This is a genomic window from Falcatimonas sp. MSJ-15 (assembly GCF_018918265.1).
Classification (GTDB): domain Bacteria; phylum Bacillota; class Clostridia; order Lachnospirales; family Lachnospiraceae; genus Falcatimonas.
Genome location: NZ_JAHLQC010000008.1, coordinates 108,260 through 121,556 on the forward strand (window position 1 = coordinate 108,260; position 13,297 = coordinate 121,556).

At 31.7% G+C, this 13,297-nt stretch carries 15 protein-coding genes; all 15 read right to left on the minus strand.

Annotation, left to right across the window (positions count from 1 at the left end; genetic code table 11):
* Nucleotides 1-76 precede the first annotated feature (76 nt).
* Nucleotides 77-367 carry a 50S ribosomal protein L27 gene (rpmA, locus tag KQI85_RS07940; protein ID WP_216575557.1) on the minus strand — a complete coding sequence of 97 codons (291 nt, stop codon included), beginning with the start codon at nucleotides 365-367 and terminating at the stop codon, nucleotides 77-79.
* A gap of 3 nt (nucleotides 368-370) precedes the next feature.
* A complete protein-coding gene (locus tag KQI85_RS07945; protein WP_216575558.1) occupies nucleotides 371-697 on the minus strand; it encodes a ribosomal-processing cysteine protease Prp in 327 nt (108 codons plus the stop codon).
* A 16-nt stretch (nucleotides 698-713) separates the two neighbouring features.
* Entirely contained in the window at nucleotides 714-1,022 is a 309-nt protein-coding gene (gene rplU / locus KQI85_RS07950) for a 50S ribosomal protein L21 (protein WP_216575559.1), read from the minus strand.
* A 175-nt stretch (nucleotides 1,023-1,197) separates the two neighbouring features.
* The gene (locus KQI85_RS07955; protein ID WP_216575560.1) at nucleotides 1,198-2,055 is read right to left on the minus strand and encodes a bifunctional 5,10-methylenetetrahydrofolate dehydrogenase/5,10-methenyltetrahydrofolate cyclohydrolase; all 858 of its coding nucleotides are present in this window, start codon (nucleotides 2,053-2,055) and stop codon (nucleotides 1,198-1,200) included.
* Nucleotides 2,056-2,084: 29 nt separating this feature from the next.
* Nucleotides 2,085-2,723, minus strand: coding sequence for a cyclodeaminase/cyclohydrolase family protein (locus KQI85_RS07960; protein ID WP_216575561.1), 639 nt, complete (start codon nucleotides 2,721-2,723; stop codon nucleotides 2,085-2,087).
* 682 nt (nucleotides 2,724-3,405) lie between these two features.
* Nucleotides 3,406-4,596, minus strand: a complete 1,191-nt coding sequence (locus KQI85_RS07965) for a ribonuclease E/G (protein ID WP_216575562.1) — start codon at nucleotides 4,594-4,596, stop codon at nucleotides 3,406-3,408.
* Between the two features lie 24 nt (nucleotides 4,597-4,620).
* Nucleotides 4,621-5,811, minus strand: coding sequence for a bifunctional phosphoribosyl-AMP cyclohydrolase/phosphoribosyl-ATP diphosphatase HisIE (hisIE, locus tag KQI85_RS07970; protein WP_216575563.1), 1,191 nt, complete (start codon nucleotides 5,809-5,811; stop codon nucleotides 4,621-4,623).
* Nucleotides 5,812-5,879: 68 nt separating this feature from the next.
* On the minus strand, nucleotides 5,880-6,599 hold the full coding sequence (gene hisA, locus KQI85_RS07975) for a 1-(5-phosphoribosyl)-5-[(5-phosphoribosylamino)methylideneamino]imidazole-4-carboxamide isomerase (RefSeq protein WP_216575564.1): 720 nt from the start codon (nucleotides 6,597-6,599) through the stop codon (nucleotides 5,880-5,882).
* A gap of 41 nt (nucleotides 6,600-6,640) precedes the next feature.
* A complete protein-coding gene (gene hisB / locus KQI85_RS07980) occupies nucleotides 6,641-7,228 on the minus strand; it encodes an imidazoleglycerol-phosphate dehydratase HisB (protein ID WP_216575565.1) in 588 nt (195 codons plus the stop codon).
* Between the two features lie 199 nt (nucleotides 7,229-7,427).
* Entirely contained in the window at nucleotides 7,428-8,726 is a 1,299-nt protein-coding gene (hisD, locus tag KQI85_RS07985; RefSeq protein ID WP_216575566.1) for a histidinol dehydrogenase, read from the minus strand.
* Nucleotides 8,726-9,373 (minus strand): ATP phosphoribosyltransferase, encoded by a 648-nt coding sequence (hisG, locus tag KQI85_RS07990; protein ID WP_216575567.1) that lies wholly within the window; start codon nucleotides 9,371-9,373, stop codon nucleotides 8,726-8,728. The genes hisD and hisG overlap by 1 nt, the downstream gene beginning before the upstream one ends.
* Before the next feature lies 1 nt (nucleotide 9,374).
* Nucleotides 9,375-10,637 (minus strand): ATP phosphoribosyltransferase regulatory subunit, encoded by a 1,263-nt coding sequence (hisZ, locus tag KQI85_RS07995; RefSeq protein WP_253293792.1) that lies wholly within the window; start codon nucleotides 10,635-10,637, stop codon nucleotides 9,375-9,377.
* 121 nt (nucleotides 10,638-10,758) lie between these two features.
* Entirely contained in the window at nucleotides 10,759-11,289 is a 531-nt protein-coding gene (locus tag KQI85_RS08000) for a Holliday junction resolvase RecU (protein WP_216575569.1), read from the minus strand.
* Nucleotides 11,290-11,560: 271 nt separating this feature from the next.
* A complete protein-coding gene (locus tag KQI85_RS08005; RefSeq protein WP_216575570.1) occupies nucleotides 11,561-12,562 on the minus strand; it encodes an RluA family pseudouridine synthase in 1,002 nt (333 codons plus the stop codon).
* Nucleotides 12,563-12,739: 177 nt separating this feature from the next.
* On the minus strand, nucleotides 12,740-13,297 hold the full coding sequence (locus KQI85_RS08010) for a hypothetical protein (RefSeq protein ID WP_216575571.1): 558 nt from the start codon (nucleotides 13,295-13,297) through the stop codon (nucleotides 12,740-12,742).

Sequence of the window (13,297 nt, forward strand, 5' to 3'; positions counted from 1 at the left end):
TCGTATCTGTTCTTGTGTAAATCAGTATCATACGTAAAAAATGGCTTCAAATCAAAAGATCTGAAGCCAAAATTAATTATTCGTTAGAAGCTACTGGATAAACAGAAACCTGTTTTTTATCCTTACCTTTTCTTTCGAACTTAACTACACCATCTACTAATGCAAATAATGTATCATCACCACCACGGCCTACGTTGTTACCTGGGTGAACTTTAGTTCCACGCTGTCTATAAAGAATATTGCCAGCTAAAACGAACTGTCCGTCTGCTCTTTTTGCACCTAATCTCTTAGATTCTGAATCTCTACCGTTCTTAGTAGAACCAACACCTTTTTTATGAGCAAAAAACTGAATGTTCATATTTAACATGGTCTACACCTCCTTGAATGCAATTTTAATAAATTCACTGTAGTTTTCGTAAAGACCATTAAGGCCTAATACAAAAGACTTTAATAATAATAAAGATTCACTACTCTTTGCACCTTTAAGAATATAATTGATAACTGCATCATTCTCATTAACAGTATATTCAAACTTATCTTCCGTAAAAGTCTCTATTGAATTAATAGTATTCAATGCGATCGATGAAACTGCAGCACAGACGATATCTTCGCCTTCTTCTGCATAGCCTGCATGACCTGCCATATTAAATCCTATACAATTCTTATCGGAATCTTCATATATCACAATTTTAATCATATCCAGTTATATCAGATTAAGCATTGATTTTGTCAATCTTAACTTCTGTGTACTGCTGTCTGTGACCGTTTTTCTTGTGATATCCAGTTTTTCTCTTATATTTGTAAACAACAACTTTCTTAGCTCTACCTTCTGATAAAACTGTTGCAGATACTGTAGCACCAGCTACTGTTGGATTACCAACAACTGCTTCTTTGTCATTAACAAAAAGAACCTGGTCAAATGTATAAGTCTGTCCAGCTTCTACACCAAGCTTTTCAACTCTGATTACATCGCCTTCAGATACTTTGTACTGTTTACCACCTGTTGCAATAATTGCGTACATATGGCACCTCCTATAATAATTACTCGCCAGCTTCGGTGTCCTATAAGGCACTTTGAAACCTCACTGAGCGGCACATAAATCTATAATACATACAAAAAAGTATTTTGTCAACATCTTTTTAAGTGCATGACACTTTTTTATATTTTTTTAATTTTCTTTTTTAATTTTCGTTGTTTTATGCGAGATTATTCTGTCTGGCTGCAGCATCAACTACATGTTTTACAAGTACAGAAGTTGTAACACTGCCAACTCCACCAGGAACAGGTGTTATTGCATCGACAATATTTTCAACTTCGTCAAATACTACATCTCCACATAATTTGCCTTCTTCATTAACATTGATTCCGACATCAAGAACTATCTGTCCTTCTCTTACATATTCCTTAGTAACAGTGCCGCTGTGGCCGGCTGCAACAATAAGAATATCTGCTTCTCTTGCTTCTTTTGCCATATCAGCTGTTTTTGTATGACATATTGTAACAGTTGCATTCTTTTTCATAAGCATCATTGCGGCAGGTTTGCCAACTACAAGTGAACGACCTATAACAACTGCCTTTTTGCCTGTGCAGTCGATTCCATAATAATCAAGAATCTCCATACATGCATGAGGTGTACAAGGTGGATATCCTATATCATGTCCTGTGAATACAGCTCCGATTGAGCCTTCAGTCATACAGTCAACGTCTTTTTCAGGTGCAAGCATATTCTCTATCTTATATGCATCAAACTGTCTTGGAAGTGGTCTAAATAGCAATACACCATTAACTTTTTTATCTTTATTAAGTGTATCAATAACTTTTATCACTTCTTCTTGGGTTGCTGTCTCAGGTATTAGATGTTTTTCAACATTTACGCCTAATTTTTCACATCTGTTTGTTGCACCACGTTCGTATGCTAAGTCACTCTCATTATTACCAATTCTTACTATTGCAAGAGTTGGCTCTATACCTTTTTCTTTTAATAAATCTACTTTTTTCTTTATCTCTTCGTTTAATCTTTGATTAACTTCTTTACCTAGTAAAAGCTTTGCCATATAATCTAATCACTCCTGTCAATTATTATTTATTGTCTTATTTTATCTATAACTTTTTTATATATATAATCAGCTTTTTTAGTATATTCTTCAAGTAAAAGTTCTGTTCGCTCATTCATATCTTTGGCATACTCTGTATCTTTCATAAGCTTTGTATTGATAAAAATATTAAGTGCCGCTCCATTAAGTGCTGCTCTTATACAACTTGCTGCTACTCCTGCATCTGAGATTGCTATTTTACTACCTTTTTCGGCATAGGCATCTATAAGATCTACAGCTTCTTTACATGCTTCCATTATCTCGTATGGGACTTTACTTGCTTCTATAAGTGCCTGTTCCATTACTTTTTCTTTTTCTGCCTGCTGTTCTTTGGTCTCTTTAGGCATTCCATAGGCTTTTGATAAAGGTTCAAAAGCTTTTGCATCTTTTTCTACAAGTTCTAGAAAACGAGCCTGTAATTCATCTGAATGTCGCATAAGTTCAATAATATCTTCTTCAACGTCTGCATATCGCTTCTTTCCAACAGTAAGATTTCCTACCATATTACCAAGTGCTATTCCAATTGCTCCAACTAGTGCACTTGCTCCTCCACCACCGGGAACCGGTGCTTTACTTGACAGAACCTGTACAAATTCCATGCAGCTTTTATCTATTATCTTATCGCTCATATATATCTCCTCTCTATTCTAAAGTAACTGAAAAACTCAAAATCAAAATAACTTCTATTATAAAACTTAATAATATAACTTCTACAATAAATAAAATATTAACTAATAAATGTAGTTTCCCAATTACTTAATATCAAATCCAAATTGTAATATTAACTTGAATTAATATTAATCCAAATATAGAATATCAACCTAAATTAATACTAATCCAAATATAGAATATCAACCTAAATTAACATTAATCCAAATATAGAATATCAACCTAAATTAACATTAATCCAAATATAGAATATCAACCTAAATTAACATTAATCCAAATATAGAATACAAACCCGAATTAACATTAATTCAGATATAGAATAAACCCTTGAATTAATATAGACTCAACTCTGCATTAATTAATTAATTAATTGACGTTAGTATAAACTTTATGGCTGTAATATGTCAAGGCGAAAAAGCATTTTGGCAGAAAAATATTATTTTATTAATATTTTTCTGCCAATTACTTAATTTCTGAATCACCTAATTATTCAATCGCTCAATCACTCAGTCGCTTAATTATTCAATTACTTAATTATTCAATTACTGAATTATTCAATCACCTAATTATTCAATTGCTTAATTACTCAATTCCTGAATTATTCAATCACCTAATTATTCAATCACCTAATTATTCAATCGCTTAATTATCTGATTTAGGAAGTGATATCTGTTCATATAATGGTTTTCTTACTTTTTTTCTGGTCATCTCTACAAGATTAAGTGATGTCATATCTACAACTGTTGTCTTTACAGGATCTTTGCCGGCAAGTAGTTTTAGTTCATCCATAAGCTTATGTCGGTCTGATTCACTTTCCATATCTATAAAGTCAATAATTATTATTCCTGAAATATTGCGTAGTCGTATCTGCGCACATGCTTCTTTTGCAGCTTCAATATTAATCTTAAGATAAGTTTCACTGCTATTTTTTTTACCGGAATATTTACCAGTATTAACATCAATCACAGTAAGTGCTTCTGTTGGTTCAATAACAAGATAAGCACCGGATTTAAGCCATACATTTTTTCTAAGTGCATCTGTAACACATTTTTCAAGACTATAAAGTTTTATAAGCGGAAGCATCTTATCATCGTACATTCTTAATGTATCTAATCTATCTGGCTCTTTGTCTGTAAGATACTCTTTTATATTATTATATATGTCTTCTTTGTCTGTTATTATCTCATAAGATAAATTAGCATACATATCTCTGATAGCGGCTATATAACTCTCTCCTTCTGTATATATACAACTAAAAGCACTAAGATATTCTGCTTTCTTCATTATTGCATCAAATTGCTCTTTAAGTTTTTGTATCTCTTCGACTACAATCTCAGCTGGTACACTTCCGGCATTAGTTCTTATTATATAGCCTATATTATCTATTATAAATGGTTCACACAAATTCCTGAATATCTTTTTCCAATGTTCATTCTTGATCTTATTAGATATTCCGATATGACTTTTTCCATATGTAAGTACAGCATATTTACCTGCCAGATTAATCTCGCAGGTAACTGTTGGTGCTTTAGTCTTTATATCATCTTTAGATACCTGAACTAACATAAGATCACCGATATTAACTTTATTATTATTCTTTTTGTTTAAAAAAATGGGATGCTTATTTTCTTTCATTGAATAATAGCATATAAGACCTTTTTGTATCTCAATAAAAGCGGCATCAATATTCCCAACAACATTTTGAACTCTTCCTATGTATATATTGCCAAGAATTGATTTATCATGAAATTTTAATTCTTTCACTTTACCTTCTTCAAAATATGCACTCATTTTTTTATCATATAATTCTGTTATTATTAATTTTCCATTCATCAAATCACCATAAAATATTATATTTTATCTCTTTGACAATTCATCTGTGATATCTTCCCATGTAACTCCTTTTTCTGCCATAAGAACCATAACATGGTATAAAAAGTCAGCAATCTCATATTTGATCTCTTCCGGCTCGGGATTTTTAGCTGCTATTACTATCTCTGTCGCTTCTTCTCCAACTTTTTTAAGTATCTTATCTATTCCTTTATCAAAGAGATAATTAGTATAGGATCCTTCTTTTGGATGAGCTTTTCTGTCAAGAATAGTATTCATCTCACTTGTAAATACTTTAAGTGGATTAGTCTCTGTATATTCTTTTTTAAACAGATTAGTATAAAAACAGCTTCTATTACCGGTATGACATGCTGCGCCTATCTGGTGTACTTTTGCTAAAAGTGTATCTTTGTCGCAATCAATATCTATTGATTTTACATATTGATAATGTCCGGATGTAAGACCTTTTACCCATATCTCTTGTCTGCTTCTGCTATAATATGTCATTCGTCCTGTTGTAACTGTGAGATTAAATGCTTCTTCATTCATATATGCTAACATAAGAACTTCATCACTTTTAAAATCAGTTACTATAACCGGAATAAGTCCATTCTCATCTGTCTTAAATTCAGAAAAGTTTATACTACTCTTTATTATGCTTGTATTTATACCATCTTTTGATAGCTTATCCTTGAATCCATTATAATCAAACTCAAGATTAAAGATATCACAAACTACGCCTGAAATCAAATCCTGTTTTAAATAGTCTGTAATCTGTGCAGAATCACATTCACATATAGTAAACATATCGTCTGTCTTAATACCTTTGTCGCCGTCAAATATTATTCCGACTTTTTTCTTGCCGAATCTGTCTATTCCTTCCTGTACAGCTTTACTATTCTTAACTTCATCTTCTTTTACAAGTACACTTTTTGCACCAGCATATAGATACTTTTTAATATCTTCAAACTTCTTAATAGTACCACTTACATATACATCAGATGCACAATTGGAACATATTTTTTTAATAAGAAGAATATTGCTGTCATGTGAATAATCATCATCTGACACATCATTAATATATATTCCGTCTGCACCAATTCCACATAATTCAATACATAGATTGACTACATCATCTGTAAGCAGCTTTGTAAGTGCACTATCACTATATGCCTTATTATCATTAATGTATATTTTTGAAATTAATTTTTTATCCATATCTTTCCTCCACATATTCTTCTCATACTTAGACATTTATGGCAATATAATTACATAATTATATGTTATTATCGTTCAAACATCGCTACTGCCTGTCTTAGATCAATTTTATTCTCGTAGAGTGCTTTACCAATTATTGCTCCATGTATACCAGCTTCGTCTACAAGTTCAAGATCTTTTAATCCTGATACACCGCCAGATGCAATAATATCAAGACCTGTCTGATCTGAGAGAAGTTTTGTCTGATATACATTTGGTCCTGATAACATTCCATCTTTTGATATATCTGTATAGATAATTGTCTTTATTCCTAATTTTTTCATCTCCATACACAGATCAACAGCTTTTATATTGCTTACTTTTTCCCAGCCATGTATTGCAACTAGTCCATCTTTTGCATCTACGCCGGCAACAATCTTATCTGCACCAAATTTGTCTACTGCTTCTTTTATAAAATTAGGATTCTCAACTGCTTTAGTTCCTATAATAACTCTTGATACACCAAGTGCAAAAACATCTTCAATATCTTTGATATTTCTTATTCCTCCACCTACTTCTACCGGAATATTTACTGTAGATGCAATCTTTCTTATAACTTCTGCATTAACTGCATGTCCACATAATGCTCCATCAAGATCAACAAGATGAATAAATGATGCTCCACATGCTTCCCATTCTTTTGCAATATCAACAGGGTTGTTGGAATATATTATTACATCGTCAAATTTTCCTTGTCTTAGTCTTACACATTGTCCATTTTTTATATCAATTGCAGGATAAAGTTTCATGTTATTATCACCTATGCCTTTCAGTTTTATTTATTCTAAGTCTACAGACTTCCTTTGGTTGATAACACGTCTGTTATTCTATTATCTGTTATTGTCGCTTCATCAAGTGATTTTGCGAATGCTTTGAATATTCCTTCTATTATATGATGATTATTAATTCCCGACAGCATCTTAATGTGAAGATTCATCTCAGCCGCATATGATATTGCATAGAAGAATTCTCTTACCATCTCTGTATCAAATGTGCCGACTCTGTCTGCTGTAAGAGTAACATCATAGTTAAAATATGGTCTTCCGGATAAATCTATTGCACATATAATAAGTGCATCATCCATTGGAAGTATAACAGAACCATATCTTTTTATTGCTTTTTTATCGCCGACTGCTTTTTTTATTGCTTTGCCAAGTACAATTCCAACATCTTCTATTGTATGATGACAATCTACATACAGATCTCCTTTTGCCTTAACTTCAAGATCAAAAAGACCATGTCTTGCAAAGCTATTTAACATATGATCAAAAAAGCCTATTCCTGTATCTATGTCTGTCTTTCCACTTCCATCGAGATTAAATTTTACGGTGATATCGGTTTCACCTGTTTTTCTGCTTATATCAGCTAATCTTGCCATATTCTCACTTCCTTTATTGTTATTAGTAATTGCCTAATTATTTTTCTTAACTCTTTACTACAATAATTCTTTGTCTGATTCATCTTTACTACAATTATTTATTGTCTGTTCTATCTTCATTACACTTTATTTTAATTATTCATTAGTTTTATTAATCTGCAATTCGTATAATTAGGCAATTACTTATTCTTATTAAAATTTATTTAGCATCTTCAAATCTTACACTTATTGAATTAGCATGTGCAGTAAGTTTTTCAGCTTTTGCAAACTGTTCAATATCTGTATGAATATCTTCTAGTGCTTCTCTTGAATATGAGATTATACTTGATTTTTTAACAAAATCATCTACTGATAATGCAGAGAAAAATTTGGCTGTTCCATTAGTTGGGAGAATATGGTTAGGTCCTGCAAAATAATCTCCAAGTGGTTCTGAACTGTATTCACCAAGGAATATTGCTCCTGCATTCTTAATCTTAGTCATTGTATTGAATGGATCTTTTGTAACTATCTCAAGATGTTCTGAAGCAATATCATTAGCAATATCAACTGCATCATCAATTGTATCTGCAAGAAGTATATATCCATAATTATCAAGTGATTTTTGGATTATCTCTCTTCTGTCAAGTACTTTTAAGAAACCTTCTACTTCTTCGTTAACTTTTTTTGCAAGGTCACTGCTTGTTGTTACAAGGATTGCACTTGCAAGCTCGTCATGTTCTGCCTGAGATAACAGATCTGCAGCAACATATCTTGGATTGGCTGTTTCATCTGCTATTACAAGAATCTCACTTGGACCTGCGATTGAATCAATACTTACATGTCCATATACTGCTTTTTTGGCAAGTGCTACATAGATATTGCCAGGTCCGACTATTTTATCTACTTTTTTAATTGATTCTGTCCCATAAGCGAGTGCAGCTATTGCCTGTGCTCCACCTGCTTTATATATAACATCAACACCTGCTTCATTAGCAGCTACAAGTGTATTAGGATTGACTTTTCCTTCGCTGTTTGGAGGTGTTGTCATAACTATCTGTGATACACCAGCTACTTTAGCAGGAATAACATTCATAAGAACGCTTGAAGGATAGACTGCCTTTCCACCCGGAACATAGACACCGGCTCTTTCGATAGGTGTGACTTTCTGACCTAGAATTGTACCATCAGGTTTTGAATCAAACCAGCTATACTGTTTCTGCTTCTCATGATATTCCTTAATATTAACAAGTGCTTTTCTTATTACTCTTACAAGATTCTCATCGACAAGAGTATATGCTTCTTCAATCTCTTCTTGTGTAACTCTTATATTCTCTGATGTTATTGTAGCTTTATCGAACTTCTTAGTATATTCAAATAATGCTTTATCACCATTATTTTTAACATTATTAAGCACTTCATCAACAACGCCGGCATACTGTCCGTAGTTGTTAGGACTTCTTTTTAATAGATCTTCTAATAGATTCTTTTTACTGTTATTATCTAATTTTAATATCTTCATTATTTGCCTCCTGCCAGATACTTTCTAATATCTTCAATTATTTTCCCAATTCTATCGCTTTCCATCTTCATACTTACCTGATTAACAACCATTCTTGCTGATAATGGTACTATCTCTTCAAGTACAGTAAGACCATTCTCTCTAAGTGTTGCTCCTGTCTCAACTATATCAACTATTACTTCTGATAATCCTACTATTGGAGCTAATTCTATTGAACCGTTCAGTTTGATAATCTCTACTGTCTGATGTTTAACATTATAAAAATAGTCTTTTGCTATATTAGGATATTTAGTTGCAACTCTGATTAATTCATGATGCTGCAACAATTCTCTTGAAGATTCAGGTCCACATACGCACATCTTACATTTACCAATTCCAAGATCAAGAACTTCATATAGCTTTCTTCCTTCTTCAAGAATTGTATCTTTACCAACAATTCCTATATCTGCGGCACCATATTCTACATAAGTTGGAACATCATTTGCTTTTGCAAGGAAGAATCTAAGTCCAAGCTCTTCATTTACAAATATAAGTTTTCTTGATGTCTCATCTTTCATCTCTTCGCATGTTATTCCAATCTGTTCGAACATAGCTAAAGTCTTCTTGGCAAGACGACCTTTTGCAAGTGCTATTGTAATATACTTCATCTTATTTCCCCTCCAGCTCATCTATATTTTTTAATATCGCATTTGCTGTATTAATGTCAGTAATATTAACCTGATTATCAGATTTTACTTCTATAAGCTCTGCTATCTTACAATTCTTGCAATATTTTATATAGTATGTAAGATCTCTTTTTGCATCAAGCTGCATAAATCTTACTTTTTGACCATTATTACGCATATTCGTAGCAAGTTTTATAGCTGTTTTTTCATATTTTTTTGAATATACAATTGCTTTTATATTATCATCCGTATCAATATTAATCTTCTGTCTTGACATTGCTACTAACATCTGGTCTACTGTTACTGCAAATCCAACTGACGCAACATCCGTTCCAAACTGTGCTAAAAGTTTGTCATATCGTCCGCCTTTTATGATAGAATCACCTGTTCCATAGGTATATGCATTAAATATAATTCCTGTATAATATTCATAACGGCTTAACATACCAAAATCAAATGAAATGTATTTTAAAAGACCATATTCATCAAGACATCTGCTAAGTTCAATAAGTCTCTCAACTGCATTACGGCTTATCTCATTACCTGCAAGTGCTCTTGCTTCATCAAGTATCTCATAAGAACCAAATAATTGTGGAAGTCTTAAAAATACATTCTTGACTGAATCATTGCAATTGCTTGAATCTAATAATTCTTCAACGCCAAAGTAGTTCTTTTCCTGAATTAACTTTCTAAGATTCTCAGCTGTTGTGCTATCAAGTTCTGCTTCTGCTATAAGTCCTTTGAAGTAATCAACCTGTCCTATGTCAACCTGAAACTCACTAATTCCGCTTTTTAGCATAATATTAATTACAATTGCGATTATCTCAGCATCTGCAGCTACAGAATCATCACCTATAAGTTCAGCTCCTATCTGCGTTGTCTCTTTTAATCGTCCCTGATAATTAAGATTATTAATAAATGTATTACCAATATAAGATAAACGTAATGGCATATCTTCTTCTGTATAATATTTAACAGCACATCTTGCTATCGATGGTGTCATATCAGGTCTTAATACAAGAATATTACCATCTCTGTCAAAGAATTTGAATAATTCTTTTGTCTCAACAGAACCTTTTTCACTGTCAAATATATCAAAAAATTCAAATGTTGGTGTCTCGATTCCGTTATAACCATATAGGTCTATAACACTTCTCATTCTGTCAACAATAACCTTTTTCTTGGAACATTCTGCATTATATATATCTCTTACACCTTCTGGTGTATGTAATAAACTTTTCTTCAATGTAATCCTCCTCATCTGCTTTAATATGGTAAAATGCTACTACACTAAATCAACTTTATTGATTATACAATGGATCACCTATATTTGTCAATCATTATAAAGATTTTTTTGGAAAACCGTCTTAGCGGTTCTCCAAATCTCTCTTTAAAGCAGGCAGATAGTGTACAAGAACTCCTGATTTTGTTGTTATTATGTAATTTTTATCAATTTCTTCGTAGGTAAAACTTTTTCGACCGCCATTTTTAGCACGCTCATAGAATTTATTTAAAGATTCTAATGGTATATAGTATATCTCATTACGCTTTGTGAACTGAAGTATTATAAAAGCAATTCCGCCCTGTTCTTCAAATTCTCTCATAAAATTAATCTGATGTTCATGTATATTTTGCATTGAAAAAGTGTCAGTGACACATTCTTTTGCATCAAAGCACACTGGTACTCCCTGAATAACACCAACATAATCTACTGTACTCTTTTGTTCAAAATATGCAAGTGTTATATGTCTTGACTCTTTATCAATTTTTATCGGAGTTATCGGGGTTGGAATTTTTTGCACCAGCCCCAGATGATTTTCTCGATATTTTTCATTACTCTTATTAATCAGTTCTTCAAGACCACTACCTCTAAGTCCTCTCGAACTCCATGTTGCCATATTATCACTCCCAGGTCTTTGCTTAGTAAAAACTAAGCTATTATTTTAATTATCAATCTATTGTTAATTATTATTCTACTGTTTTAATGTGAATTCATTGAGCCAATTATCACTTTATTGATTTTGGCTCTTAATTTATTGATTCAATTATTAACTTATTGATTCGGCTCTCAATTTATTGATTCAATTATTAACTTATTGATTCGGCTCTCAATTTATTGATTCAATTATTAATTTATCGATTCAATTCTCAATTTATTAATCTGTATTATTATTTAACATTTAGTATATCAAGTTGTATATTTTCTCCCCTTGCAACTTTTTTAAAAGTTTCCGGAATATCTGCTTTTATTATTTTGTCTGCAAGATAAGCAAATTCTTTATTGTCATTACTAAATATCATCTCGTATGAATGAAGCATCTGATCTTTTATATTATATTTTTTTCTATAATAATCATTAATGCTACTGTTACCATATTTATAATCACCAATAAGCGGATGTCCTACTGATGCAAGATGCGCACGAATCTGATGTGAACGTCCTGTGATCAGATGTACTTTTAAAAGTGTTATATTATCTGTACATACAAGTGGTTCATATTCTGTTTCTATGTAGGATGAGTCTTTTTTCTCTTCTTTGTATATAGTAACTTTATTGGTTTTTTCGTTCTTACCAAGATAACCTGTTATTTTCATTTTTTTATCTATCCGTCCTTTTACCATACACAGATAATATTTTTTAACACTTCTGTCTTTTAATACTCCTGACAGATATTGAAGTCCCTTTAGAGTCTTGCCTGCAGTTACAAGCCCGCTTGTATTACGATCAAGACGATTGCATACTGAAGGTCTGAATGTTAAAAGTTCATGTTCACTTAATGCTTTTGAATTAATCAGATAACCTATTATATACTCATTAAGAGATATATCTGTTGGTGATGCTTTTTGTGTAAGCATTCCTGATGGTTTATTTATAATAAGTATATCTTTATCTTCATAAGCTATATCAAGCTTTGTTACAGGAATTTTTGATATTGATATATTATTTTTTTTAGTTCTAAAATTATCAATTGTCTCATCTGATAAGAATAATTTTACTTCATCATTTTTTTTGATTTTTTCACTGCCATCACATTTTTTTCCATTAAGTACTATATTTTTTTTACGCATCATTTTATAAAAAAAACTTTTTGGTGCAGCATTAAGATATTTAGCAAGATATTTGTCAAGACGCTGTCCTGCATCATTTTCTGAGATAATTAACTGTCTCATAAGTTTCCTCCCTTTTTCATCTGATAACTATATATTATTATGATCACATTGTGAGAATCCATTGGCATACTATATTGGCATACTAATAGATTCTCACTTCTGTAAGAACATATACATTAGCAATTGTCTGTAAAGATATTTACATTAACAATTGCCTGTTCATATTCAATTAACTGCTTAATATTGTAAGATCAAAAGAGTATTTTTAATGGTTTCCTCTGTATCATAATTACCCTTTTCTTTTACAACCATTCTTGCAGCTGCTTTAATTATTGCATTATAATCATCAACAACTTTTACATTGATATTCTTAACTTCTGCTTTTATATAATCTCTTATATAATTCTCTGCTTTTCTCTTGTCCATCTTTTTATTAGTTGTATACAGACACAGATTATTGGCACTTATTATTGCAAATTCAAAAGGCATCATATTCTCTCTTGATGTTAAGAGAAGATCGCTAAGAATATATGGTGTTTTTGCTATTTCTTTTAATCGGTCATATTGTGTTCTCTCTGGTGATTTATTCTTAATACATATTATAAAACCTACCAGAACTTTTGCTGTTGGTATTGCTACAAGAGCGGCTGCTATTGTAAAAATATTGGCTCTTGTATGATATCTTAAATATCCTACAACAATTGTCGCAATTATTATTGCAAGTCCAAATATCGAAAGCCCTGCCTGCTTCTTCATTCTCGCATTAAGATATCCATATTCTCCTTTTTGTGGCAT